The sequence below is a fragment of the Streptomyces sp. NPDC049887 genome (genome assembly GCF_040656535.1).
GTDB lineage: Bacteria > Actinomycetota > Actinomycetes > Streptomycetales > Streptomycetaceae > Streptomyces.
This window is the reverse complement of the sequence record NZ_JBFAMM010000039.1, coordinates 1-25,080: the sequence shown is the minus strand read 5'-3', so window position 1 is coordinate 25,080 and position 25,080 is coordinate 1. Positions and strand designations below refer to the sequence as shown.

At 68.3% G+C, this 25,080-nt stretch carries 19 protein-coding genes, 1 tRNA gene and 4 pseudogenes; 16 read left to right on the top strand and 8 right to left on the bottom strand.

Annotated elements, in window-relative coordinates:
* Nucleotides 1-35: 35 nt before the first annotated feature.
* The 3 genes and pseudogenes from AB0J10_RS31130 to AB0J10_RS31120 all read left to right on the top strand — a co-directional run bounded on the left by AB0J10_RS31130 (nt 36) and on the right by AB0J10_RS31120 (nt 1,014).
* A complete protein-coding gene (locus tag AB0J10_RS31130) occupies nt 36-269 on the top strand; it encodes a hypothetical protein (protein ID WP_363066346.1) in 234 nt (77 codons plus the stop codon).
* 153 nt (nt 270-422) lie between these two features.
* Nucleotides 423-794, top strand: a pseudogene (locus AB0J10_RS31125) (transposase); the annotation flags it as partial.
* Nucleotides 795-879: 85 nt separating this feature from the next.
* Nucleotides 880-1,014, top strand: coding sequence for a hypothetical protein (locus AB0J10_RS31120; protein WP_363066376.1), 135 nt, complete (start codon nt 880-882; stop codon nt 1,012-1,014).
* Here the strand turns inward: AB0J10_RS31120 and AB0J10_RS31115 are convergent.
* Together AB0J10_RS31115 and AB0J10_RS31110 are read right to left on the bottom strand one after the other, a co-directional pair.
* Nucleotides 956-1,458: pseudogene (locus AB0J10_RS31115) on the bottom strand (hypothetical protein). The gene AB0J10_RS31120 and the pseudogene AB0J10_RS31115 overlap by 59 nt on opposite strands.
* A gap of 229 nt (nt 1,459-1,687) precedes the next feature.
* Entirely contained in the window at nt 1,688-1,948 is a 261-nt protein-coding gene (locus tag AB0J10_RS31110) for an integrase core domain-containing protein (protein ID WP_363066372.1), read from the bottom strand.
* A 36-nt stretch (nt 1,949-1,984) separates the two neighbouring features.
* Here AB0J10_RS31110 and AB0J10_RS31105 point away from each other — a divergent pair, with 36 nt between their 5' ends.
* Nucleotides 1,985-2,164: a hypothetical protein gene (locus AB0J10_RS31105; protein ID WP_363066374.1), complete on the top strand. Its 180-nt coding sequence runs from the start codon at nt 1,985-1,987 to the stop codon at nt 2,162-2,164.
* A 32-nt stretch (nt 2,165-2,196) separates the two neighbouring features.
* Nucleotides 2,197-2,526, top strand: a complete 330-nt coding sequence (locus AB0J10_RS31100; RefSeq protein ID WP_363066344.1) for a hypothetical protein — start codon at nt 2,197-2,199, stop codon at nt 2,524-2,526.
* A 44-nt stretch (nt 2,527-2,570) separates the two neighbouring features.
* On the opposite strand, the pseudogene AB0J10_RS31095 reads toward AB0J10_RS31100, so the two are convergent.
* From AB0J10_RS31095 to AB0J10_RS31085, 3 genes and pseudogenes are all read right to left on the bottom strand, one after another.
* A pseudogene (locus AB0J10_RS31095) lies at nt 2,571-2,900 on the bottom strand (transposase); the annotation flags it as partial.
* Nucleotides 2,901-3,044: 144 nt separating this feature from the next.
* Nucleotides 3,045-4,601, bottom strand: a complete 1,557-nt coding sequence (locus AB0J10_RS31090) for a right-handed parallel beta-helix repeat-containing protein (RefSeq protein WP_363066342.1) — start codon at nt 4,599-4,601, stop codon at nt 3,045-3,047.
* Between the two features lie 101 nt (nt 4,602-4,702).
* A pseudogene (locus AB0J10_RS31085) lies at nt 4,703-5,474 on the bottom strand (DNA/RNA non-specific endonuclease); the annotation flags it as partial.
* A 798-nt stretch (nt 5,475-6,272) separates the two neighbouring features.
* Here AB0J10_RS31085 and AB0J10_RS31080 point away from each other — a divergent pair.
* Together AB0J10_RS31080 and AB0J10_RS31075 are read left to right on the top strand one after the other, a co-directional pair.
* Nucleotides 6,273-6,911: a helix-turn-helix domain-containing protein gene (locus tag AB0J10_RS31080; protein ID WP_363066340.1), complete on the top strand. Its 639-nt coding sequence runs from the start codon at nt 6,273-6,275 to the stop codon at nt 6,909-6,911.
* Nucleotides 6,912-6,943: 32 nt separating this feature from the next.
* Complete coding sequence (locus AB0J10_RS31075) at nt 6,944-7,414, top strand: DUF3291 domain-containing protein (protein ID WP_363066338.1); 471 nt, start codon at nt 6,944-6,946, stop codon at nt 7,412-7,414.
* A gap of 8 nt (nt 7,415-7,422) precedes the next feature.
* On the opposite strand, the gene AB0J10_RS31070 is transcribed toward AB0J10_RS31075, so the two are convergent.
* Nucleotides 7,423-8,240 (bottom strand): IS5 family transposase gene (locus tag AB0J10_RS31070; protein ID WP_363066336.1). Its coding sequence is split into 2 segments (ribosomal slippage): nt 7,423-7,892 and nt 7,892-8,240, totalling 819 coding nucleotides; the frame shifts between segments, so codons are not numbered across the junction.
* A gap of 657 nt (nt 8,241-8,897) precedes the next feature.
* Nucleotides 8,898-9,101 carry a hypothetical protein gene (locus AB0J10_RS31065; RefSeq protein ID WP_363066334.1) on the bottom strand — a complete coding sequence of 68 codons (204 nt, stop codon included), beginning with the start codon at nt 9,099-9,101 and terminating at the stop codon, nt 8,898-8,900.
* Nucleotides 9,102-9,884: 783 nt separating this feature from the next.
* On the opposite strand from AB0J10_RS31065, the gene AB0J10_RS31060 reads away from it, so the two are divergent.
* The 4 genes from AB0J10_RS31060 (at nt 9,885) to AB0J10_RS31045 (ending at nt 12,450) form a co-directional block, all read left to right on the top strand.
* Nucleotides 9,885-10,172, top strand: a complete 288-nt coding sequence (locus AB0J10_RS31060) for a helix-turn-helix domain-containing protein (protein ID WP_363066332.1) — start codon at nt 9,885-9,887, stop codon at nt 10,170-10,172.
* Nucleotides 10,169-11,743, top strand: a complete 1,575-nt coding sequence (locus AB0J10_RS31055; protein WP_363066330.1) for a helix-turn-helix transcriptional regulator — start codon at nt 10,169-10,171, stop codon at nt 11,741-11,743. Before AB0J10_RS31060 ends, AB0J10_RS31055 begins: the two co-directional genes overlap by 4 nt.
* Nucleotides 11,743-12,315, top strand: coding sequence for a transcriptional regulator (locus tag AB0J10_RS31050; RefSeq protein ID WP_363066328.1), 573 nt, complete (start codon nt 11,743-11,745; stop codon nt 12,313-12,315). The genes AB0J10_RS31055 and AB0J10_RS31050 overlap by 1 nt, the downstream gene beginning before the upstream one ends.
* Before the next feature lie 61 nt (nt 12,316-12,376).
* Nucleotides 12,377-12,450: transfer RNA gene (locus AB0J10_RS31045), tRNA-Met, on the top strand.
* Nucleotides 12,451-12,881: 431 nt separating this feature from the next.
* Here AB0J10_RS31045 and AB0J10_RS31040 read toward each other — a convergent pair.
* Entirely contained in the window at nt 12,882-13,901 is a 1,020-nt protein-coding gene (locus AB0J10_RS31040; RefSeq protein WP_363066326.1) for an HNH endonuclease signature motif containing protein, read from the bottom strand.
* A 307-nt stretch (nt 13,902-14,208) separates the two neighbouring features.
* Between AB0J10_RS31040 and AB0J10_RS31035 the strand changes: the two genes are divergently transcribed.
* The 5 genes from AB0J10_RS31035 to AB0J10_RS31015 all read left to right on the top strand — a co-directional run bounded on the left by AB0J10_RS31035 (nt 14,209) and on the right by AB0J10_RS31015 (nt 24,635).
* Nucleotides 14,209-16,035: a hypothetical protein gene (locus tag AB0J10_RS31035; protein ID WP_363066324.1), complete on the top strand. Its 1,827-nt coding sequence runs from the start codon at nt 14,209-14,211 to the stop codon at nt 16,033-16,035.
* Nucleotides 16,036-16,410: 375 nt separating this feature from the next.
* Nucleotides 16,411-17,580, top strand: a complete 1,170-nt coding sequence (locus AB0J10_RS31030; protein ID WP_363066322.1) for an exonuclease SbcCD subunit D — start codon at nt 16,411-16,413, stop codon at nt 17,578-17,580.
* A 1-nt stretch (nt 17,581) separates the two neighbouring features.
* Nucleotides 17,582-20,596, top strand: a complete 3,015-nt coding sequence (locus AB0J10_RS31025; protein WP_363066320.1) for an SMC family ATPase — start codon at nt 17,582-17,584, stop codon at nt 20,594-20,596.
* 752 nt (nt 20,597-21,348) lie between these two features.
* The gene (locus AB0J10_RS31020; protein ID WP_363066318.1) at nt 21,349-22,026 is read left to right on the top strand and encodes a restriction endonuclease; all 678 of its coding nucleotides are present in this window, start codon (nt 21,349-21,351) and stop codon (nt 22,024-22,026) included.
* A 182-nt stretch (nt 22,027-22,208) separates the two neighbouring features.
* The gene (locus tag AB0J10_RS31015) at nt 22,209-24,635 is read left to right on the top strand and encodes a Helicase associated domain protein (RefSeq protein ID WP_363066316.1); all 2,427 of its coding nucleotides are present in this window, start codon (nt 22,209-22,211) and stop codon (nt 24,633-24,635) included.
* The last annotated feature ends 445 nt before the right edge of the window (nt 24,636-25,080 follow it).

The following is a 25,080-nucleotide window of genomic DNA, read 5'->3' as shown; positions in this document are numbered from 1 at the left end:
GCCGCCGAGTCATGCCGATCCCCAGGATGGGAGCCATGAACAACACCTTCGACACCGCCGTCCACACCCTCATCACTCTGGCCGTACTGGCAGTCGCGGTGCTCCCCGCGATCACCGGGATCGTCCGCGACCGCCGCATCAATGGCCAGTTACGGGGCACCGAGGAAGGCCGGGACCGTCGCACCGGCGTCCTGGTCGTGTTCGACCTCGCATACGGTCCGCACGAGGAAAGAGTCCGCCGCGCGAATGTGGATCGAGGCGCCGAGTGATGGGGGACACAACGTTGGGCTGGGCACCACCCTGCACGGCGCCATCTCCTCCCACCGCCTGATAGACACCTCAGGCGTCTAACTGGCTGTTCTCTATCCGTGTGCGTGGTCGGTCGGGCCTCGAACAGGGTGCCGGCTCGGCTGAGTTGCCGGATGCGCGGACATGAAGGAAGGGCCTCTTGGTGGCTCGCGGATGTCGAGTCCAGCGAGAAGCAAGAGGCCCTGTTGTCGAAGTGCCGCGTGGTCACAGTTGCCGGGTCCAGTCCGTCCACTCCTGGGTGTGACTGCCTCGCCCACAGGTTCGGAAACGCGGCCGACCGGCCGGGGCGCCGGCCCCGGTACTGCTCGGTCATGAGTGATGCCGAGTGGGCTCTGGTGCGGGATCTGCTGCCGGTTCCGGGATGGCCGGCGGGCCGGGGCGGACGGCCGGAGGGCTACTGCCACCGGCAGATGGTCGACGCGGTGCGCTACCTCGTCGACAACGTCATCAAGTGGCGGGCGATGCCGTCGGACTTCCCGCCCTGGCCACGGGTGTATGCCTTCTTCGCCCGCTGGCGGGATGCGGGACCTGTGGCCGAGCTGCACGACCGGCTGCGTGAGGCGGTCCGCGATGCCGAGGGCCGTGCGGGACTACGAGCAGCGCACCGACACCAGCGAGATGGTCATCCTGTGGTCGATGACCATGCTCATGAGCCGCCGCCTGGCCGCCCCGGGGCAGGGTCCTGTTCCGGCGCGGGCGGCCTGAACCTGCCCGGTTTCGCCTCGACCAGCCAGCCTCGTTCCACCAGCCGCTTCAGCCTGGCCCTCGCGCCTTCGACGCGGGAGACGGACTGTCCCAGCCCAGCACCACCGCTGCCCGTCGGGCACCGAGCCCGTCGCCTCCCGCATCGACTGCGGCGGCCATCAACGCCTGGTAGTCCGGCGACAGCTCCGTCACCCCGGTCGCGTGTCGCCGGTGAGGCACCGCCCGGCGCGGCCCGACAGGCTTCCTCCGCGGCACCTCGCCGGCCACTTCGGCGGGTGCGTTCTCCTCGGCCAGCGCCTCCAGATACTGCTCCAAGCCGATCACCCGGCGCCGGTGCACCCCTTCCGCGTCCGCCAGAGCCGCCCGCACCCGCTCCCGCTCGGCTTCGAGCTGCTTCACCTGCGTGGCTGCAGCTTTCTGCGGCGTCTCCAGAACCGCCCGCATCGACGGCATCCGCCACCTCCACGACATCTCGCCCGGCATCAAACCCAGGCTCCCGCAGCAGCCGCTACTTCATGCCTGACCAGCGAAGACCTCACATGAGGTTCGGAAGGAGAACGGCCTCTAACGACCTCGTGCGTGGTTAGCGTGAGGTCGTGCCGGGGTAGCGGCTGGTGTTGTGATCACGTCTGTGTGAGCTGTCCCGAGTTTTGTAGAGTCCGGCGATCTTGTTTCAGGCGGCCTGCGGGGTGGCTTCCTGGTGTCGCCACCAGTCGCGTTCGTACTCGGCGGGCGGTACGTAGTCGAGGGCGGAGTGGAGTCGTTCCTCGTTGTACCAGGTGACCCACTGGAAGATCGCCCGCTCGACCTGGTCGAAGTCCCGCCACGGCCCTTGCATCTCGATCAGCTCGGCCTTGAAGGTGCCGTTGAGCGCCTCGGCCATCGCGTTGTCGTAGCTGTCAGCGACGGAGCCGACCGAGGCGGCGGCGCCGATCTCGGCGAGCTCGCCTATGTGCTGCTCGGTATCGGTATGGCTGGCAAGATGACGGCCATGCTGGCCGGCAAGGAGCTGGCCTGGCCGATGGCCGTGCTCTATTGGGCTGCTGGACCGCTCCTGATCTTCTCGGTGACCGCGGCAGGCGTGTCCCAGTGGCGAGTACGCCGTCGGGTCGGTGGTGCCGTCAGCGGACGGCGCGGACGGCACAAGTGAAGCGGCCCGTGCCTTGGAGCAAGGCGGCCCTCGTGAGCGCTGCCTGCTGGACGGTCAGCGGACTGGGATACGGAGTGCTCGCCGCCCTCGACGAGCAGCAGCTGTCCCCTGCACCCCTGATCGGCGTTGGCCTCGCCCAATGGTTCTTTGCGTATCACCGCTGCTGGCGTGCCGCTGTCGCGGCGTGCCTCGCGGGGTTTGTCGTGCTGTTCGGGCTTGTGGACATCCTGGGGTCGGGCCTGGGCCGGTACGTGGCGGATGCCCTGGCCAAGGGGGCCGCGTCGACGGTCGCCCTGACAGTCTTCACCCTGGTCGATCGCGCAAGTGGACGCCGCCATGGCGCAGCAGGCCGACCCTGGTAACTCGGCTTCATCCGCCAGCTTGACTTCTTACCCCCTCAGATGTCTTTGAGGGCTCTGACGTGAGAGCCGTCGACCGCCGCGTCATCCATGTCCAGCAAACCGGCGGCCCTCGGCTCGGCAAGCAGGACCTCGTGGAGCCGGGGCCAGACACCGGCTTCGGTCCAGTCCCGCAGACGCCGCCAGCACGTCACACCGCTGCACCCGATCGTCTCCGCCGGGACATCCGACCAGCTCACGCACTTGCGCAGGACGTAAACGAAGCCGCGCAGGGCAGCATGGTCATCCGCCGGCAACCGACCGGGACGCCGTCGGCGCCGCGGCGGCCTGGCCGGGAGCAGCGGGGCTGTGCGTTCCCACAGGTCATCAGGCACAATTCGTCAGACACCCGGCAGACCCCTGCCTCCACAACACCCAACCGCCAAGCCAATACGCCGATCTCGTTCTGAAATGATCAGTAAGCCAGCAGTATCTGTTGCGGCGGTGCCCACTGTGTGTGCGGGGCTGCCTGGGGGCGCGTGTCAGCCGAAGCAGCCGGGTACGGGGCTGGGGCTTCCTGTGCAGTTGGTGGGGACGTTGTCGACGATGCGGATCTTGCCGTGGGTGTTGAGGGTGCCGTTGTTGTAGACGCCACCGGGCGCCGTGTCGGCGATGTTCTTCTTCACCTTGGTGTCGGTGAGTGTGACGGTGCCGGCGTTGATGTAGAGGCCGGCGCCGGTGCCAGCGGGGGTCTGGTTGCCGGTGATCGTGCTTCGGCGGATCGCTACGTCGTCGTTGTCGTCCTGGACATGGATTCCGCCGCCATCGCCGGAGAGGGAGGTGTTGTCCTCGATCCTGCTGTCTTCGATCACTGCGCCCCCGTCCCCGACCCCGATTGACGAGAATGCGATGCCGCCGCCGTTATCGGAGGCGGTGTTGTCGCTGATGATGCTTTCGCGCACGTACATGGGAACTGCAGCCACCCCGATCCCTCCACCTGTAAGCGAAGCAGTGTTGTTCTTGACAACGCTCTGTTCGATCTCCACCATGCCGACGGCGTCAATGCCACCGGAGTGGCCGCTGCTGTTGTGACTGATCAGGCTCTTGTTGATTCTCAGTGCTCCCCCATCAGTGCGGAGGCCACCACCCCTACCATCGCCAGTGTTGTAGGTGATTTCGGTGGTGCTGATATCCACCGTGCCGGTGAGGTTGCGGATGGCGCCACCGATGCCACCGCCAACGTCGTTGCGGGTGAGGGTGCTGTGTCTGATGTGGGCGATGCCCTCGTTGTGGATGGCTCCGCCTTCGGTGGCGCTGTTTTGGGTGAGGGCGACCTTGTCAAGGTCGAGTCGGCCGGACGCTTCGACCAGGATCGCACCTCCGAGAACGGCTTCGCCGCGGGTGAGGGTGAGGTGGCGGAGTTTCAGATCGCCGCCGGCCTCAACGTGGAAGAAGCGGAAGGGGTCGGCGTTGGCGGCGCGGGCGATGGTGGCGCCGTTGCCGTGGATGGTGATGGGCTGGATGATTTCGGGCAGGCCGTTGCTGTCCTGGTTGGCGGTGAGGGTGTAGGTGCATTTCTCGGCCAGGCTGAGCGTTCCGCCGCCGTTGTTGTTCGCCTCGGTGATGGCCGCGATCAGCGCGTTCGGATCACAGGGCACTTCTTCGCGGGCGTCCTCGTCGTCGGTGCCGGCGTCGTCCTGGTCTCGTGAGCCGGAGTCTTCTTCGTGCGGGCCGTCCGGGCCCTTCTTGCCGTGCTCGTCGGAATCGGCGTGCTCGCCGTGCGAGCCGGTCTCGTCCGTGGACCCTCCGCTGCGGTCGTCCTCGTCGGTGCCGGGCTTCCAGTCGGGATTGCCGGCATGCTCAGCCCAGTACTCCTGTTCGCCGACGCCCTCACCGCTGCGGGCGGGGGCGGCAGCGGCCCGGTGCGCTGGGGCCTTGGCGTCGGCGGTCTCGGCAGTCACCATCTGGCCGCTGATCACGGTGGTCCCGCCGGCCAGGGTGGCGATGCCGGCTGCTGCCACCACGGCCAGTTTCCAGTGGCGGCTCAGGGTCGGATTCCCCGGACGGCGTGCCCCGTCCGTGCTGGGTTCTTGGGGCATCTCTGTGTGCTCTCCTCCAGAGTGGCGGCCCATCACGAACCGTCTGGCGAACAGAAGGAGACATATAGAACCATGCGAAAAGGAGAAAATGGGATAATCGGCTAGAAGGGTGTGTTCCCTCCTTTGCCGTGCTGAGTTACCCCGGCTTCGTGGAGTCCGGCACTTCGGCTTGTCCTTGACGGGCTTGACGGTGTATTCGATGGTTTCGCCGCTCTTCGTAAGTGCTCCTCTGATCTGGTCTTCGATCTTCCGCATGACCGGCGAGTTCGCGAATCGGTGGCTGGTGACGAAGTTGCGCGGGCCCTGTTGGAGCCGCCGATCTGGGCGTCGAGCAGGTGGGTCTTGTCGGGGTCCTTGTACGTCTCGTAGCCCGGCACTGTCGCCTGTGGGTTGGTCTTTCCACTTGTCATGTCCGACTCGATCGTCGCGCGCATGGTGGTCGCGGGCCCGTCCGGTACGGGCCGGCCGTAGCGAACCCGGCCGCCCCAGCTGACGTCGCTCTCGTCGCAGGGTGCGCGGCCCAGGGGGTCTGTCAGCTGTGAGGGTTGTCCACGTGGCGGGGTCGGGTGCGGCGTCCAGTCCGAGGGTCGAGGCTGAGGTGGCGGCTGTCTGCGGGTCGTAGTGGCGGAAGTGGTTGTGGTGCAGTTCCGCCTCGGGGGCGTAGTACTGGCCGGGAAAGCGCAGCGGTGTGTAGGCGGTCGCGTCCCGGTTCCAGGTCGTGGCGCCCCACAGGGTGGCCCGGACCCCCCAAGCGACGATGCCGTGCTCGTCGACCAGTTCGGTCGGTGTGCCGATCTGGTCGGTGACGATCGAGAAGAACCGCTGGCCGATCGGCACCTGCGGGGCGTCGGCCAGGGACTCGGTCTCGGTCCGTGCGCGGCAACGCCGACGAATCCGAGGACCTGTTCGCCCTGTTCGCGGCCTGCGACGCTGCCACCATGCCAGGCTCCCGCACGGAGGGACGTGCGGCAGCCGTTCATCCAACACACAGCGAGCCTGGCGGGGCCCCGACCGGACATGAACTGACGGCACGCCTGTCGACCCGCCGGCGACACAAGGATGCCCGGGCCGGGGGAGAGGGGGAGGCCCGGTTTCCGGCGGGGTTGGGGCGTCGCTGACGGCGCGCCGCTGTGGCGTGTCGCACGATCATTCGAGCCGGGCATGCACGGAAGACTCATGGCTCTTCGGTGGAAGCCCTTCGTGCCCGACGCAGGTCGGGGCTGTACCAGCCATCTCCTGGCCGCGGCAGTGGCCCTGACCTCCAGGCAGATGACCAGGTTGTGCCTGGCCACCGGTCACGGCGTTCTTCGCGGGGGTCCGAGGCTCATGAGCGCGGTCGGCGCACCCCGGGGGGAGTGTCGGTGGTCTGGACTACCGTCCCGTGTGGTCCTCGCGTGGGGGCTGGTCCGCTCCTGCCTGGCCTTCAGCAGCGGCCAGGCAGGAGCGGACACGCTTGCTCCCAACTTCTCGGCACGGGAGCGAGCCCTTCCGGATGTGGAAGGCCGATCAGTGATGGGTGCCGAGGGCCCGCAGGAGATTATCTCGGGGCGGCGGTGGGTCGGTCCGCGTCGTGGGCAGTCTCTGCTCACGGGGGTAGCCGACGCCGTCTGCAGTGGGCGCCGTGTGCGGCCGGCCGTGTTTCTCAGCCTTCATTGGTCATAGAGTCGGCGTATGACTGACGAAGACTCCGCGTTCGACGTGCTGGGTGTGCTGAGCGACCCCGTGCGCCGTCGGCTCTACCGATACGTCGCCGCCGCCCCAAAAGAGGTGGGTCGCGACGCGGCCGCGGAAGCGGCCAGGGTCTCCCGGTCGCTGGCCGCCTTCCATCTGGACAAGCTGGTCGAGGCCGGACTGCTGGCTGTGTCCTTCCGGCGGCTGTCCGGACGCACCGGCCCCGGGGCGGGGCGGCCGGCGAAGCTGTACCGGCGTGCCGAGGGTGAGCACGCCGTCTCCGTACCGCCGCGGTCGTACGACGCCGCCGGTCGGCTGCTGGCGGAGGTGCTGGATAACGCCGGGTTGGACCGGGAACTGCAGGCCGCGGCGAGGGCGGCGGGCGCGGCACAGCCGGATGCGCGTGCCGATGATGTGGTGGCGGCGCTGCGGGCGCGTGGCTACCAGCCCTTCTGGGACGAGGGGACGCTGCGGCTGCGTAACTGCCCCTTCCGCGCGCTGGCGGCGGAGTTCCCCGCACTGATCTGCGGGATGAACCTGGCGCTCGTCGAGGGCCTGGCGCCCGAGCAGTGGTCACCGACGATGGATCCGTGCCCCGGCGGCTGCTGCGTGGCACTTTCTAAAAACAAAAAGCATTGACCATAGAGCTGGGTCGGGCCATGCTGTGCTCCATGACTGAGTCTCACCTGGCGCAGGTCAACATCGGCCGCATCGTCGCCCCGCTGGACAGCCCCGAGTTGGCCGACTTCGTCGCCCAGCAGCCGGAAATCAACGCGCTTGCCGACCGGAGCCCAGGTTTCGTCTGGCGCATGGTCGACGGCGGTGGCGTGGACGCGACCGGCATCCGTCCCGATGGGAACGACGACCTGCTGCTGTTCAACTGCTCGGTCTGGGAGTCGGTCGAGGCCTTGCGGAACTTCACGTACCACAGCGGTCACCTGCGCGTGCTGAGCCGCCGCCGGGAGTGGTTTCGCCGGATGGCGGAGGCACACCAGGCCATGTGGTGGATCCCGGCCGGCCACCGTCCGACCGTCGCTGAGGCGATGGAGCGGGTCGCGATGCTGCGCGAACACGGCCCCGGGCCGCAGGCGTTCACCTTCCGCGACCCGTACCCGGCACCGACCGGGGCGGCGCAGCTTTAGACCGTGTCCTATGTGGTGAGGCGGATGAGGCGTTTGTAGCAGCAGAGGGCGGCGGCGATTCCGAGGAAGGCCAGGTAGTTGCGGGGGTGGCGTTCGTAGCGGTGGTTGAGTCTGCGGTGGCCGGTGGGCCAGGACATGGTGCGTTCGATGACCCAGCGACGGCGGTCGAGTCGTTCGCTGGATTCGATGCCTTTGCGGGTGATCCGGACTGCGATGCGTTTGCCGGGTAACCATTTTCGCAGTTCAGGTGTGTCGTGTGCCTTGTCGGCGTGGAGTTTGCGGGGCTTGTAGTGCCGGCCGCGGTGGGGGTCGTGTCTCGATAGGGGACCGGCCACCATGGGCTTCAGTCCGGGGCTGTCGTGCGTGTTGGCGGCGGAGACGCCGACGATGAGGGGCAGTCCGTGTCCGTCCGACAGGACGTGCATCTTGGAACCCGCCTTGCCCCGGTCCACGGGGCTCGGCCCTGTGAGTTCGCCCCGTTTTTGGCCCGCACGTGCGCAGAGTCGAGGACCGTGCGGGACAGGTCCAGCAGGCCGCACTGGTCGATCCGGTCGAGGACCGCCTCGTGCAACCGTCCCCGGACGCCGGCCCTGGACCAGATCATGAACCGGCGATGGGCGGTGGATTTGGAGATGCCGAAGCACGGCGGCAGAGCCCGCCAGGCGCAGCCGCTGACCAGCACGTAGACGATCGCGGCGAACAGCGTCTCGTCTGGCGTGTCTTGCGTGCCGCCGCCCTGCGACAGAACCTTCGACGGCGGGATCAGCGGCTTCGCGATCTCCCACAAGCAGTCCGGAACGATCCAACTCCACGTACCCCGCCCCATGAACCATCCAACGAGCCGTCACCACACAGGACAGGGTCTTGCGGCCTTGTGTGTGGTTGGTGGTGATGTTGGTTGATCTGTGTGGTTGGTGTGTGGTGGGGGTTGAGGTAGGTGGGTTGATGGTGTCGGAGTGTTGTGTCGTGGGGTTTTGGGTGTCTGTATTTGCTGGTTTGGTGGTCGGGTTGGGGTTGGTGTGGGGGTTTTGAAGGGTGGTCGAGTTGGTTGTTCGTTCGTGTCGTCGGGTTGTGGGTGTGGGTGCGAGGTGGTCTTCGTCGAGCGGCTGCCGGGCGGCTTGGTTCATGTTGGGCAGGGTGTCGCTTATGGTGTCTTTGCTTGCTGGTTCGGTGTTGTTCGGTCGATGGTTTCCCGCGTGGTCGGCGAGGTCAGGCTTTTGTTCGGCGGTCGGGGCTGCTGTGTCGGGGGTGGGTTGCGGGTGTGGATGCGTGCTGGCGTCGTCGGTCGTCTCGGCGCTACCGGTCGGATCGTCCTGATGGGTGCCACCGGAGTCCGGGTCCGCCGGCCGTCGGTATGCCGTGGTGGGCGCGGCCGTTTCGTCTCCGGCGAAGGGCGGGGTCATTGCGATGGAAGGTTTCGTGCTCGCTGTCGAACGCGGACGACTTCTGTTCTGCTTCTGTTCTGCTTCTGTTCTGCGGCGAGTTATGGGCGGGATCGGTTGTCGACGTCACCCGAGCCCGGGATGCCGGTTTGGTCGGCCTTCTCGCCGGCGGCGTCGACCGTCAGGTCCTTGTCGACGCCGGTTGTCAGGGCCTGGCAGCTCAGGCCTACGGCCGGGTCGTCTCGCCACCCCGCAAAGGCCGCGGTGAATACCTCGAGCGCCTGCAATGGCTCATGGTCCACCACGAGGCCGTCTGCTTCGCCCGCTCCTCAGCACGTATCCGTGTCGAGCACGGCATCGCCCACCTCGGGAACTGGTGGGTCCTGGCCCGCCACCGCTCCCGCCGGGGCAACCTCCCTGGCACCGTTCCGGGTCGTCGTCGGACTGCAGTCCGGCCAGTGAGCAGCCCAACTCAACACTTGCACTGTTCGCCGCGCAGGCGTGATCACAACACCGGCCGCTGCCCCGGCACGACCTCACGGTATTCACGCGCGAGGTCGTGAGCTATGGTCATCAGCTCGCCGTGTGTTGCCCGGGTCGACGAGAGGACGCCGTGGTGCGAACGGCACGATGCCCTCCGTCGGTCTGGGGAGTGCATCGAGTTCGCGGCCCGGTTGCCGGCCGGCCCGTCAGGCGCGGATGGTGTTCCTCCTGGCCCGCTACGCCGGCAGCACCTTTCTGGTCGCCGCGCTCTTGGGTACTGGAGTGCGTACGGTGCGCCGCCACTGCTGTGGGTGGCCGCCACCGCCCGGGCTCCGGCTGCGCCGGGCCCTGCGTCGCCGTGTTCGTGGAACTCGTGTGCCCGCGGTGCCTGTCCGATCGTGCGGTGGAACGGGCGCGCCAGGCGAATCGGGAGGCCCGGCGCGCGGCCCGACGGCTTCCGCGTGATCCCGGCGGCATGGATCGCTGGCACACCGGGTGCCCGAGAACTGTCAGCTCCCTCAGAATGTTGAAAGCTTTTCAGCATTACTGATAGTGAAAGGCTGAATTTGATGCGGAAGTTGCATGGTTTCAGGTAGGGTGGTGGCATGGGACTGCGCTTGGAGGAGTCGCTGCGGTTGACGGTGGCCGCGTTGATGCAGGTAACGGGTGAGTCGCAGCGGTCGGTCGCGGGGGTGCTGGGACTGACGCAGACACAGGTGTCGCGCCGGCAGTCGGGCGCCGTCTCCTGGAGCCTGCGCGACGTCGACGTCCTGGCCGAGCACTACGGCATCGGCGCGCTGGATCTCCTGGCGGGTCCGACCAGGGCGTGCGAGGCGCTGTCCGCCGACAGGCGCCGTACCGTGCGGGCCGAAGCGAGGGGGGCGGGCCGGTGAGCGACTTCGATGCGATCGACTCGCTGCTTGACGCCGTCGGCCCCCAGGTCGGACTTCCGCCCTGCCATGTGCGCCGCGAGCTGCGGGAGCGGGCTCGGCTGTCCAAGGCACAGGTGGCACGCGCGCTCGGCGTGAGCCCCTCAACCCTCAGCGGGTGGGAAAGCGGCCGGGACCCGGCCGGCGAGATCCGCACCAAATACGCCTATCTGCTGGACGGACTGAACGCCAAGCTCGCCACCGAGACCGAGACCGAGACCGAGACCGAGGCGGCGCCGGCTGCGGAGCGGCCCGTCACGTCAGGCACGGCCGCCACCCTCACCCCCTTGTCCTCGCCCGACCCCGGCCAGGGCGAGGACGGGGACGACGTGGAGCTGCTCGTCGCCCCCGAGCCCTGTGTGCTGTGCGGCCGTCCCGCCGGACAACGCGTGGCGGGGTTTGCTCAGCACCTGACCCCGGCCGACTGCCGGCCCACCACCACCGGGGCCCCGGCTGCCCCGCCAGCCGCACAGCCCACCGCCCCAACCCCGAAGGCGCCGCCGCGCACGACAGGTCCGGCGCGTGCGACGGAGCGTTCCAAGGGCCCGGCCCGCCACGCGTTCCAGGAGCCGTCCGGCCCGGTCGACCTGATCCGCGAGGCCGTGCAGGGCGCGCTTGCCGAGCACCGGGGCGACGTCGACGCAGCCACGGCGGCGCTGGTGAAGCGGGCCATCCCGGACGCGATGCGACTGCTGGACGAAACCCGTAAGGGCGCCCGCTACGACGTGATCGCGCACCCCTGGATCCCCGACATCCTCAAGAAGCAGACCGCGCGCGGCGCGGACCAGATCTGGGAAGCCCGCCCCAAGTGGACCCGGCACGAACTCCCGCCCGGCCGGCACCAGGTGACCGCGCTCGACATCAACGGCGCCTACCTCTCCGCCCTCAAGACGCACCTGCCCCTGGGCCAGCTCGAGCACTCCACCGGCCTCGCCCACGACCGCCGCCGCTCCGGAGTCCACCTGATCACCCCGCCCGAGTGGGAGCACGAGGCGGTGCTGCCCAACCCGATCGGTCAGCGGGACGAGCCCGGCCCCCTGTGGGTCACCGAGCCGACGCTCCGCCTCCTGCTGCGCCTGTCCGGCCCCAAGCACCAGCTGTGCGAGCCTCCTGAGATCCACGAGTCGTACACCTCCGGGGCCACGGAGAACCTGCTGGAGAAGTTCCGTATCGCCCTGAAGGACGCCCGCGACACGGCGATCGAGCAGGGCGACACGGTGACGCTGGAGTACGTGAAGGCGATGTACGCGAAGTTCGTCTCCACGATGGGGGAGTCGAACTACAACCGGGAGCTCTACCGGCCGGACTGGATGCACCTCATTCGCAGCCAGGCCTTCGCCAATCTGTGGCTCAAGGCGCTCAAGGCCCATGACGAGGGCCTGGCCGTCGTCCGGGCGATGGGCACCGACGAACTCCACGTCATCGGTGACTGGCGCCGTGTCTTCGCCGAAGGCCGAGCTGTTACCGAGGTCAAGGTCAAGGACACGTACACCGCCGGAACCGACGCCGCTGAGCACGAAGGCGAGGGGGAGTAGTGCCGGAGAAGAACATCGACTTCGGACGGTTCGGCGCCCGGGGCATCAAGGGCAGCGACGCCGTCGCTCGCAAACTCGATGAACTCGCGGGCGGCATCGCCACTCCCGTGACCGCCAAGCGCGGCTGGATGGCGCGCCTGCACTACCTGACGAAGTCGACCCAGACCCTGAAGGCCGCGCAGGACGCCGGACTCACCGTGACCCACCGGACGCTGAAGGCCTGGCTGGAGGGCAAACGCCGCCCCTCCAAGACCAGCCTGGAACACATCGACCAGGCGTACCGGACGGTGCGCCGGCACAACGTCGCCCGCCATCTCCTCAGACGCCTCAACCGCGACGGACGCGGCACCCGGGTGGAGATCCACCCGCTCAACCAGTCCCAGGTGCCGCAGCAGCTGCAGCGCGTGGTGGAGTACCGGACGATGAACGTGCGCCGCTGGGACCGCATCGTCGGCTCCTGGGCGGCCGGTGACCATCAGGGCCTCGACGCCGCGTGGCAGGACACGATCGTCGACCTCGGCTCGCAGTGGGGCCAGTACGAGTACGTCACCAACGTCGGCTTCGCCGCATAGAGCCGGCGCCGAAACGTGGTCTTCGGCGCCTGCTGGGATGGCGTACGGTGGGGGATACCGACGCGGGGTGGAGCAGCTCGGTAGCTCGCTGGGCTCATAACCCAGAGGTCGCAGGTTCAAATCCTGTCCCCGCTACTGCCGAGGGAGCCCGGATCTACACGATCCGGGCTCTTTCGCGTTCCCTGGGCGATCCTCACCGCGCCATCTGTTTTCTCCCGCCTGGCGCCGCCGCGTCGGCACAGGTCACCATGGATACGCGGGCGTGTCTGGGGCCGTGACATCCCCTCAGCGGCCGCTCAGCCCTGCACACAGTGAAGAAGGTGGTGGGGTGTGGTCGGCGTGGCTGCTTCGGGGACCGGGGGTGGCAGGTGCGCGGACTGAGCGTCGGTACGACCCCCGCGCCGTCCGCAACTCGATGGGCTGCACGAGAGGCCCGGCACTGAATTGTCGTACAGTTCGGACCTCTGCGAACGACGTTGGTAGGCGATCCGCTTCGGTCGCCGCCAGGCGAACTGGTCGGCCTCCTTGGCCGTGCCTGGCCGACTGCCGTCCGGCAGACGGACGGACTACAAGTCCACTGGAAAGTAGTCGCCTTTGTGGAGATTGCAGATCCAGTGGGCGAGCTGGACGTTGAGCAGCGTGTGCTCGCCCCCTGCGGTGAGCGGGATGCGGTGATCAAGGGTTGCGCACCACATGTCGGGCCAGGCCCGTTCACGCTCGACGGCCGTCTTGCATATCTGGCAGATCCAGCCGTCGCGTTCGTACACCGCGAGAGGATCCAGACGCTCGACGGTGGCCTCCAGGCCCAGCTCGCGCATCCGGGCGGCGTAGCTGCCGGCCGCACGTGACACGCGCTGCAGGCGCTCGGACCGGGCTGCGTAGGCGGGTGTCCACAGCCGAGGCACGGACTCCTTGCCGCATACGAAGGCTGTCCAGGTGTACTCCTGGTCCGTCTCGTCCACATCACGGATGATTTCCGTGTACCACCGCCACGTCCCGCCCTCTGCCTCGAAGGGCCCGAAGGTGTCATCCAGTGGCTTCAGGCCCAGGAAGGCTCCCAGGATCAAAGACGTCGGAGTCCACGTATGGTCAGTCAGGTAGTAGAACGCCGCGCCGGTCTGCGTGTGGACGGACAGCGCCACCTGCTCCAGTTGCCAGCTGCTGCCGCTGTGCGGTCTCACCTGCCAGGGGATGGCGTAATCCGGCAGATCGACGGCGCGGTGGACGGCGATGACGGAACCGTGCCGTTCCACCACGTCGCCCGGCTTGGGCGAGTAGCCCTGGATCTCATACGGAAAGAGCGAGCCAGCAGGCAGAGTGCGAAACGCCCGCGCAGGCCGGGCGCCTTGAGGATCGGGCGAGAACACGGGCGGCCGGGTGATTTCCCCGCGCTCGATGCGGCGGTTGAAGCGCCGATTGAGAGTCAGATTGCAGCGGGGCGAGCACACGTGCCGGTCGCGGTGCTTCCAGTGCGCCCTGGCCGGGACCGGCTCCCCGCAGACTTGACACGGTTCTCCGCCCTTGGCGCGCTCGCCGGCCTTCAGTTGCTCATCGCGCCAGTCCCAGTAGGCGTTGTCGTTCCCCACCCGGCCCCCTCTCCCTCGGCCACCATAGGTCACGCCCGTCCAGCCGTACGGCGTGGTCCTGATGACTGGCCCTGTGAGATGACCACCGTGTGGCATGCGCCCGGCCTGTACGCACAGTGATCGCCCGACCGTGAGCCTCACAGCAGGGAGACGCTAACTGGCGCAAAAGGGGGAGCTGTTGCTTTGTGTCCCTCTAGGATGACTGCCTGCGATGAGTGCTCAGGTGCCTCATCCGCACGCGTAACGCCCGCACGCCACGCCCCTGCCCGTCGCCCGGCGGAGCGGGGAGATACGGAGCAGCTCGACCGTGCACCTCATCCGCTTCTCCGCGTGCGGGTTCCGCTCGCTGACTCATGTGCAGGACATCCCGGTCAGCAGCCCGACGATCCTGGCTGGCCGCAACGACGGCGGCAAGAGCGCGGTCCTGGCCGCGCTGGCCTTCTTGCTGGGCGAGCACCGTCTGACGGACGAGGACCGCACCTATCAGCAGGACGAGGGCGTCAAGGGACAGCGCTGCGCGGAGACATGGGTGGAGGGCGTCTTCCGCCTGGACACGGCCGAGCAGGCCGCAGCCGCCCCCTTACCGGCCGAGCTGCGCATCCGGCGCCGCTCACGGGCCGGTGAGGCGGCGTGCTGGGAGTTCTTCGGATCGCAGCCCGCCGACAGCCGTCTGCAGGGCCTGGGCCGGCTGATGAAGAAGGACCTGACCGAACTGGTCGCCGAGTTCGGACTTGCCCCGTCGGGCACGCTGAAGGAAGACCTGCTGGCCGCGCTCACCGCACACGCCGCGACCGTCCCGCAGACCGAGCAGTGGCAGCCGCTGCCGAAAGACCTCGAGGCACGGCTGCCGCGGCTGCTGGCGTTCGGCGGCAAGGACGAAAGCCCGGACGACGCGGTGCGCACCGCGCTGAGCAGCTGCTACGAGACCCACCTGGAGGACGAGACCCTCCAGGGACAGGTCCGGGAGATCGAGAAGGAGATCACGCAGCGGCTGGAGAAGGAAGCGGACTCCCTGTGCCGGCACATCCGCCAGCACTGCCGTGAGTTCGTCGGCGTGGAGGTCAAGCCCGAGGTCTCCTTCAAGGGCGGCTTCAAGAGAGCGCCGCTGGAGGTCTCCAAGGCCGACGGCGAGCCTGTGGATCTGACCCGCTCGGGCCAGGGCAGCACCCGGCGCATCGCCCTCGCCGTGTGGGAGTGGACCAGCAGCCTCCTCGAAAGCAGTGAACTCGCCGCGACGGGGGAGCAGGACGAGCCGCAGCCCACCCAGACCATCGTCGTCTACGACGAGCCCGACACCCACCTCGACTACCGCCACCAGCGCACCGTCATGGACATCATCCGCAAACAGTGCGCCCTGCCCCACGTCAGCGTCATCGTCGCCACCCACTCGATGAACCTCATCGACGGCGTCGACATCGCCGACGTCGTCCACCTCAAGCTCAGCGACAACGGCCGCACCCTCGTCGAGCGCCTCGACGACGACACCCACGACGGCATCGACTTCCACCTCGGACAGATCGCCGCCGCGGTGGGACTGCGCAACTCCGTCCTGCTGCACGAACGCTGCTTCCTGGCAGTCGAAGGCCCCACCGAGCAGCAGTGCGTGCCCCTGCTCTTCCGCCTCTCGCAGGGACTGCCCCTGCAGGCGGCCGGCATCGCCCTGTGGGCCTGCGACAACAACGAAGGAGCACTCCACCTCGCGGGCTACCTCGTCAAGCACCATCGCACCGTCATGCTGATGGTCGACGCCGACAGCCGCGCAAATAAGCACTTCAAAACCGAGAAACTCATCAAAGCCGGTCTCGACCTCACCAAGCAGGTCTCGTACGTCGGCGAGAGCGAGGGCTACAACGAACTGGAAGAGCTCTTCAGCGACCTCCAGTGGGCAGCCGCCGCCAACGCCCACTGGCCCCGCCCCCAGGGCCAGCCCTGGAGCGCCGACGACTTCAGCGAGCACCGGGGCGGCAAGTTCAGCGAGCGCATCCTCTACATGATCAAACAGCAGGCCGCAGAGAGCAGCCCCAACGGCAAGGCCGACATGCTCTACGCACTGGTGTCCATGCTCACCACCCCCGAAGAGGTCCCCCAGCAGCTACGGGACATCTTCACCGAGGTGCAGGCCCTCGCCTGCTGACCTGCTGCTGCGTTCGCCGCTGCAGCATGCGCTCCTTGCGCTGCTCAGTGGTCGGCGCCGTCCAGGCGTGCCATCCGGCCTCCGCAGTCCATTGCCGCGCGTGCGCGCGGGCTTCGATTCCGCACCACCGGCAGCCCCCGGGCGCCACAGTGTGCTCGGTCCTGGCAGAACGCGATAGCGACATCACATCCTCCTTCCCCCACTGCTTATCTTGCCTCCTGCCACTGACAATCACCCTGCGAGCCGCGTCCGGCTCCGCCACCCGGCGGCGCATACGAAGAAACCTTTCCCTCACGTGCCCCAAGCCCCCGAAACAAGACCGTTTATCGGGAAAACCGCCCGTAGCTCCCACCACTCTGGTTACGGTCTGTGCCCATGAGGTTCCTGCATACCTCGGACTGGCATCTCGGCTGCCGGTTCCACGGGGAAGATCTGATCGACCACCAGCGCAAGGTCCTGGACCACATCTGCGCCACCGCCCGCACCCAGAAGGTGGACGCCCTGCTGATCGCGGGCGACATCTACGACCGTGCCATTCCGAGTCTGGACGCGGTACGTCTGTTCGACCGGGCTCTGCACCAGCTTGCCGACCTTGGTATCCCCACCGTCATGATCAGCGGGCACCACGATTCGGCCCACCGTCTCGGTACTGGCTCCGGCCTGTACGCCAAATCCGGCGTTCACCTGCGCACCGACCCCGCCGACGCTGCCCGCCCCGTCCTCCTCGACGACGAGCACGGTCCCGTCGCCGTCTACGGAGTGCCCTACCTCGAGCCCGCCCTGGTACGCACCCAGTTGGACGCAGAGACAGCCTCCCACCAGGCCGTTCTCACCTCGGCACTGGACCGCATTCGGACTGACCTCGCCACCCGTCCGGGCGCCCGCTCCGTCGTCCTCGCCCACGCCTTCATTACCGGTGCCACCACCAGCAAAAGCGAACGCGACATCAGCGTCGGCGGAGTCGCCCACGCCGGCGCCGACCTCTTCGACGGCATCGACTACACCGCCCTGGGCCATCTGCACCGCCCGCAGAGCGTCAACGACCGCATCCACTACAGCGGCTCCCCACTGGCCTACTCCTTCTCCGAGGCCAACCACACCAAATCGATCACCCTGGCCGACCTGCCGGCCGCCGGAGCCCCCACGATCACCCGCCACAACATCCCGGCCGACCTCCATCTGCCGCTGGCCCGGTTGACCGGCCGCATCGAGGATCTGCTGACCGACCCCGCGCACGAAGCTCTCAGCGAAGCCTGGCTGCAGGTCACCCTCACCGACACCGCCCTGCCGTATGAGGCGATGGCACGACTCAGACAGCGCTTCTCCAAGACGCTGGACATGCGGCACGTACCCGCTGGCATCCCGGCACAGGCCACCGACAGCCCCACCTACCGCGAACGGGTACGCGGCCGCGGCGACCTCGACATCGCCCACGACTTCATCACCGCCGTGCGCGGCACCCCACCCACCACCGCAGAGGCAGGCCTCCTGCAAGAGGCCGTCGACGACATGCGCGTGCGCGCCCAGGAGAAGGAAACAGTCTGACATGCGTCTGCACTCCCTGCGCCTGCAGGCCTTCGGCCCCTTCGCCCGCCGGCACACCGTCGACTTCGACGCCCTGTCCGCCGACGGCCTGTTCCTCCTGCACGGCGACACCGGCGCCGGCAAGAGCACCCTGTTCGCCGCCATCTGCTTCGCCCTGTATGGCCTGCCGCCTCACGAACGCAACATGCGGCTGCGCAGCGATCACGCTCCCGCGGACCTGCTGACCGAAGTGACCCTGGAATTAACCCTGGCCGGCAAGCGCCTGCAGATCCGCAGGATCCCCGCCCAGAAGCGACCCCACCTGCGCAACAGCGCAGAACTCGTCGACCAGAAGGCCGAAACCTGCCTGCACCAGTGGGTCCTCGACGAACACGGACACGGCCGGTGGGAAGGCGTCATCAAGTCCCACAGGGAAGCCGGAGAAGAGATCAAGTCCCTCCTGCGCTTGACCCGGCAGCAGTTCTGCCAGGTCGTCCTGCTCCCGCAGAACGAGTTCACCAAGTTCCTGCGTGCCGACGCATCTGAACGCCGCATCCTGCTTGGCACCCTCTTCGGCACCCGCCGCTTCGGCCTCATCGAAGAATTCCTCGCCAACCGCAAAACCCTCACCGCGAAGACGCGCGACGAGGCCCGCGCCGACGTCCTGCGCCTGGCCGAACGCATCAAGCAGGCAGCCGGCGTCGACCTCGAACCCGCCCAGAACGCCCCCCGGGCCGACGACCCCGCCACCCTCACCGCACCCGCCCGCGCGTGGGCCAGCGCCCTGCACCACCAAGCCCTCACCCGCCAGTACGCCGACGACGCCGCCACCGAGACCGCCGAGCAGCAGCTGGCGCAAGCCCGCCTGACAGAACAGGCCGTCCGCGACCTCCACCGTCTCCAGCAGGCCCACCGCACCACCGCACACGAGCTCGACCTGCTCCACGAGGAGGCCACCCGCCACGACCTCCTTGCCGAACGCCGCGACCGCGCTGTGAAAGCCCAGCAACTGCAATCCGTCCTGGAGACCGCGCACACCGCCGACCGCGAGCACACCCGTGCCCTGGACGAGGACAGCCGCGCCCGCGCCCTGCTGCCGCCCGAACACACATCCCTCGACGCCGCTGGCCTCACTCACGCCGCGCAGCAGCTGCACGCCGACACCGGCGCTGTCCAGGCGCTGCTGCCCGACGAGGCCACCCTCCAGCGCCACACGGCAGAACTGGCCGCACTCGACCGCGAGCGCCAGCAGCTCACCGAAACCCTCACCGACGCCCAGCAATGGCTCAACGCCCTTCCACAACGCCGCGCCGACCTTGCCGCACGTCTGGAAGCCGCCCGCAGCGCGCAGGAAACCAGCCGCGAACTCACCCCCACCCTCAACCTCGTTGAAAAGCAGCTGGAAGCCGCCAGGCGCCGTGACGCCCTCGACCAGCAGATCAGCGTCGCCCACAAAGTCCTCAGCCAGGCCGAGAAGGACTCCGAGCAAGCCGCGAAAACGTACATCGACATCCGACGCCGCCGCACGGACGGCATCGTCGCCGAACTCGCCGACCGGCTCGTCGACGGCGAAGACTGCCCCGTATGCGGTTCCCCCACCCACCCCGCACCCGCCACTGCCCAGCCAGGCCAGCCCACCGCCGCCGACGAACAGGCCGCCGAAGCAGCCCACACCCGCGCCCAGCAGAGTGAGAACAAGGCCAAAGAGGCCCTGGCCCACCTGAACGAACAGGCCGCCACGGCACGCGGTGAAGCCGGCGGCGACACCCCCCTCGCCGACTTCACCGCCCACCGCACCGCCCTCGAACAACACCTCGCCGACGCCCTCTCCCAGGCATCCGACGCCGGACCGGCCAGCGAACAACTCGCCCTTCTGGAAAAGGAACAGGCCGAAACCGAGCACACCCGCAACACCGCCACCGCACGCCTGGGTGCCGCCGACGCAACCTACGACAGCCTGCACACGCAGCGCGAAGAGCTCACCCACCGCCTCGCCACCGCCCTCAACGGGCACGCCACACTCGCCGACCGCATCACCGCCCTCGCCCAGCACGCCAGCCGCCTCGAGGCCGCCGCCGCGTGCGCCGCCACCGTGACAACAACCGCCACAGACCGCCACAGCGCCGCCGCTCTCGCCGAGCAGGCAGCCCACGCGGCAGGCTTCACCTCCCCGGCCGAAGCCTCGGCCGCCCGCCTGCCCGACGACGAACTCACCGCGATCGACAAAGAGATCACCCACTGGCGTGAACAGCGCCTCGTACTGACCGCCCGGCTCGCCGAACCCGAACTGCAGGCAGCCATCACCCAGCCACCCGCCGACCTCAAGCACGCCGTCACCGAACTGAACACCGCCACCACAACCCACACCCGCACGGCAGCCCTCGCCACCCAGGCCGCCGACCGGACAACCACCCTGGCCGCCCTCACCGCTCAGCTGGACACCCAGATCCAGCGCCTGAAACCCCTCGAGGACGCCTACCGCACCGTCGATCACCTCCACGGCCTCATCAGCGGCAGCTCCCCCAGCAACCAGCTCCGCATGCAACTGGAGTCCTACGTCCTGGCAGCCCGTCTCGAAGACGTCGTCGACGCCGCCAACACCCGCCTGTCACGCATGTCCCACCACCGCTTCACCCTCGTCCACTCCGACGACAGAGCTGCCCGAGGCGCCAAATCGGGCCTGGACCTCAAGGTCCTCGACGCCTGGAGCGGACACAAACGCCACACGGACACCCTCTCCGGCGGCGAATCCTTCTACGTCTCCCTGGCCCTCGCCCTGGGCCTGGCCGACATCGTCACCGCCGAAGCCGGCGGCCAGGCACTGGACACCCTCTTCATCGACGAAGGCTTCGGCACCCTCGACGAAGACACCCTCCACCAAGTCATCGACGTCCTGGACTCCCTACGCGCCCACGACCGCACCGTCGGACTCATCAGCCACGTCCCCGAACTCCGCCGCCGCATCACCCAACGCCTGCACATCTCCAAGAACATCGACGGCTCCACCCTCACCCACCTGACCGAAGCGGCCGAATGACCCCACGACGGACGCCGGACCCGCCCTCGCCGACGAAACGCAAGCCCCAGGCCGCGCACACTCACTGATCTTCAACCTGCCGTCGGCCCAAGGCGTAGCCACAACCGCCGGGGCTGCCTGTACCCCTCTCGGCCCCGCCGAGAAAGGCAGCCCCACAGCGCTCCCGCGTCGAAAGCCGCCCATCCCTGAAGGCACCCGACCTGCCTCCCAGAAGAAGCGCATCGAACACGTACTGCTTCATGCCATTTCTGCATGTGATCGAAGTGACGGAAACAGAGCACTGCGGTGCATGAGCACCTGCATCGGCCACCGCAGCCGTACCAGAACACGCCAGTCCAGTCCGCATGACAGGAGTTTCCGCAGATCCGAGAACCACTGTCCCGCATGTTCGAACACCGCCGGACCCGTGACCGCATCACGGCGCGTTTTCGAGGCACTGCCAAGGCCTCCGCTGATCAAACCGGCGGATTTGTCAGTGCCCGCTGCTACACCAATTCCCAGAGATCAGACCGCAGTTGGCGGCCTGACGACACGGAGGAGGAAGCAGTGGCGAAGCCGCCCGAGGGCTACTACAAGGTGCGAAGTCATTACCGACGCAAACCCCGCCCCAGCGCGAAGAAACTGAGCGGCTGGTCGATCGCAGGGCTGATCGCGGTGGTGTGGCTATGGAGCCAGCTCATCGGCTTCGGAGAGGCCTCCCCGACAACACCGCAAACCCCTACACCATCAGTGTCAGCGAGCGTGGGCCACTGATGCCCCGCCGCTCGCCCCGGCTACGCCCACCCCGCGGCGGCAGGGAACAGGCCGCCGCCGCGGCCGTCGCCTGCGCCGCACTCTGGCTGCTGGCCAAGATCGCCACAGCCACATGGCAGGCAGCCGTCCGCATCTGGCCATGGCTCGCCGTCCTCGCGGCTCTCGCCCTCGGCTACGCAGCCTGGCGGTTCATCCGTGAACTGCAGGCCCGGAAGGTGCGGGCCCAGACGCTGGCCCGGCTCCGGATCACGGTCGCGCAACTCGACGCCATGGACGACCGGGCCTTTGAGTTCGCCCTACGTGACCTGCTCCTCCGGGACGGCTGGAACGCACGGCAGGTCGGCCGACAAGGAGACCAGGCCGCAGACGTCATCGGCGAAGACCGCCAACGCGGCAGAATCGTCCTGCAGGCCAAGCACACGACCGTCGCCGGCAAGGTCGGCTCCTCAGTGATGTACCAGGTCAAAGGCACCGCAGGCCCCGCGCACGGAGCTGATATCGCAGTCGTGGTCACCAACGGCTCCTTCACCCGGGACGCCAAAACATGGGGCGAACGCCACCAAGTGCACTGGATCGACCGGGACCGCCTGCGCCGGTGGGCCGAACACGGCACGCCCCTGCAAGACCTTCTGCGCCTGCCCACGCCACGCAAGACAGCCTTCCGCCGGGCTGCCTGAAACCAAGCGGAGAAAGCCCGAGCCCCGAGCCGTCGCCCCCTATCCGCATCCGACAACACTGATCATGGGGCGCGCATGGGCTCGCAGCGCGCCCCCGCCAGAGCAGAGACACTGCGCCGCACCCCTGCTGTACGCGAGAATGAACGCGAGTCAGACCCTCCTGCATGCCGAGGAAACGCGCGATGACCGCCAGTCCCACCGCAACAGAACACCCCGGGCGTCTGGTCCTGCGCACAGACCAGCAGGAGGGCCTCGCCAACACGGTTCGCCACCTGCGCCGCCCGCGCACCCGCGGGCACGCCGTCTCGGCCTGCGGCACCGGCAAGACCCTCTTCGCACTGCGCGTAGCCGAGGAACTCGGCGTGCGGCACCTGGCAGTGGCGGTGCCCAGCCTGGACCTGGTCGCACAGTGGGCAGCGGCCGCCCGCGCAGACGGCCGCCGCGAGCCGATGATCACCGTCTCCTCGCTACGCGCCGCCTCCCACCCGTTGCTCGCCGAGGCCGAGGTCGACTCGGCCAACGCGGGGGAGTACCTGGCCTACTGGCTCGGCCGCCACCCCAAAGCGACGGTCTTCTTCACCTACGACTCGCTGTCCAAGATCGAAGAGGCCCAGCACTCCGCGATCTTCCCCGCCCCCCTCTTCGGCCTGCTGGTCGTGGACGAAGCCCACGCCACGGCCGGCACCTGGGAGAAGAACTGGACTGCGCTGCACGACAACGAGCGCATCCCTGCCGAGCGCCGCCTCTACCTCACCGCCACCCCCTATGTGTGGGACGCCCCCCGCCTGACCGAGCCGCCCACCACCAGAGCGCAACCCAAGCGCACCACCGCCACCGCACCCGCCTGGGACGACCCAGCCCTGCTGGCGACCATGGACCAGCCGCAGATCTTCGGCCCCCGCCTGCACACCTACTCCCACGCCGACGCCATCGATGACGGTGTCCTCGCCGACTACCAGCTCGTCGTCCCCACCGTCACCGACACTGAACTGCACAACGCGCTCACCGATCCTGAAGCCGGGCCCACCGCGCGCCGCACCACCGCCCTGCACTTGGCCATCCTCAAAGCCATGCGCGAGCAGGACCTGCGGCACGTGTTCGTCTACTTCCAGCAGATCGCCGACGCCGCCGACTTCGCCCGCCAGTTCGCCCACACCCTGCGCACCCTCCCCGACGAACTGCGCCCCGACTGGGCGGACGACGTCGTCGTGCAGTCCATCGACGGCACCCACAGCCCCCACCGGCGCGCCGACACCATCGCCCGCTTCAGCAACGCCGAGCGAGGCGTGCTGGCCAACGCCAAGGTCCTAGGCGAAGGCGTCGACCTGCCGGCCGTCGACGCCGTCGTCTTCGCCGACCGCACCGCCAGCGTCCGCCGCATCGTCCAAGCGCTCGGCCGCGCCCTGCGCAAACCACCCACCCTCAAGACGAAGACAGCCAGCCTCGTCATCCCCGCCTACATCCCGCCCGGCACCGACCCCACCGACCTCCTCGGCACCCCCTACGAAGCCCTCTGGCTGGTCACCGCCGCCCTGCGCCACCACGACCAGACCATCGCCGCCCGCACCCCCCGGGCCAAGAACCAGCATCCCGCCCGCGACTCCCACACCTACATCACCCGCCGCTTCCGCTTCGACCACACCCTCGACCCCACCGCGATCGCCCGCGCCCTCGACCTGCTGGTGTGGCCCTCCAGCGGCGCCGTCCTGTCTGCTCCCCGCCGCGCTGGCCTAGCCGCCGCCATCCGCTACCAAAGCGAACACAGCCACCTGCGCGTGAGCGCCGACTACGAGGACGCTTACGGCTACCGGCTGGGGCAATTCATCACCGGCCAACGCACCGCCTACCAGGCAGGCGCCCTCGATCCGGCATGGATCGCCGAGCTCGAGGATCTCGGCATGATCTGGGACGACCACGAGGCCACCTGGCAAGGCCACCTGGCCACCGTCGAGGCCTTCCACGCCGAACACGGCCACCTTGCCATCCCCACCCAACTACCCGGCGGCCAGTTCCTTGCCGACCAGCGCGCCCTAGCCCGAAAGGACCGCCTCACCCCCGACCGCGACAACCAGCTCACAGCCCTCGACCCAGACTGGAAACTCCCCTACGGCCCCGACTGGCATCGCAAGTACCATCTGCTGCGCCGCCACCTGGAAGCCGGCAACCACCCCAGCACGCTGCGCCGCGACACGGTCATCCACGGAGTGAAGGCGGGCAGCTGGCTACACCGCCAGCTCACCAGCTGGCCCGACCTCGACCCCGGCCAGCGCGACCTGCTCGCCTGCATGGGAATCACCCCCGACCGCGCCCTCCTGGAACAGAAACACGCCGCGGGCAGGCCGAGCACATCGCGGCGGCGCACGTTCGCGCAAACCACCGAGATCCTCGGGCTCTTCGTGGCGCGGTGGGGACGCACCCCCGGCGCCCGAGAGTGGATCGAGGTGGACGGCGACCGTGTCATGATCGGTCCCTGGCTCGCCAAGGTCCGCACCAAGCTGAACAATGATCAACTCCCCTCAGAGCAAGAAGAGTTGGTGTCCGCTACCCTTGCCGAGCACGGCATCGATCTGGTCCGTGCTCCTGGGACCATCGGACCATCAAGCGGCTGAGGTTTGGCCGCTGAGCTCAGTGCGACAGCAGACGCGTTCGCCCGCTCCCGGGTCCCATTCTCCAGTGAGCGTGAGCGGGGGAGTGGCAGAACTCGAATACTCCAAAGTTTTGGAGACAAGGAAGCAGCGGCACACAGGATTGGCACGGCTCGACGTTCTAGTCGTAACTGACGAGCCGTCACCAAGCACCCAGTCGGGTAGGCCAACGCCCGCCGCCCCCTGCTGCTAGCCGAATTAACCTGCACCCCAGTCATGTTGGACTTGAAAAGCGAAGGCGAGTCGGGGAGGAGGCACGATCGCGGAGCGATCGGGACACCGCACCGACAACCCAACTCGATCCGCGGAGCGGATCCGGTCCCGGAGGGACCGAGCCCAGCACCCGCGGAGCGGGGGCTGAACCGACGCGTAGCGTCGGCGCGTCGTTCCTGCGGAGCAGGACGCGCGC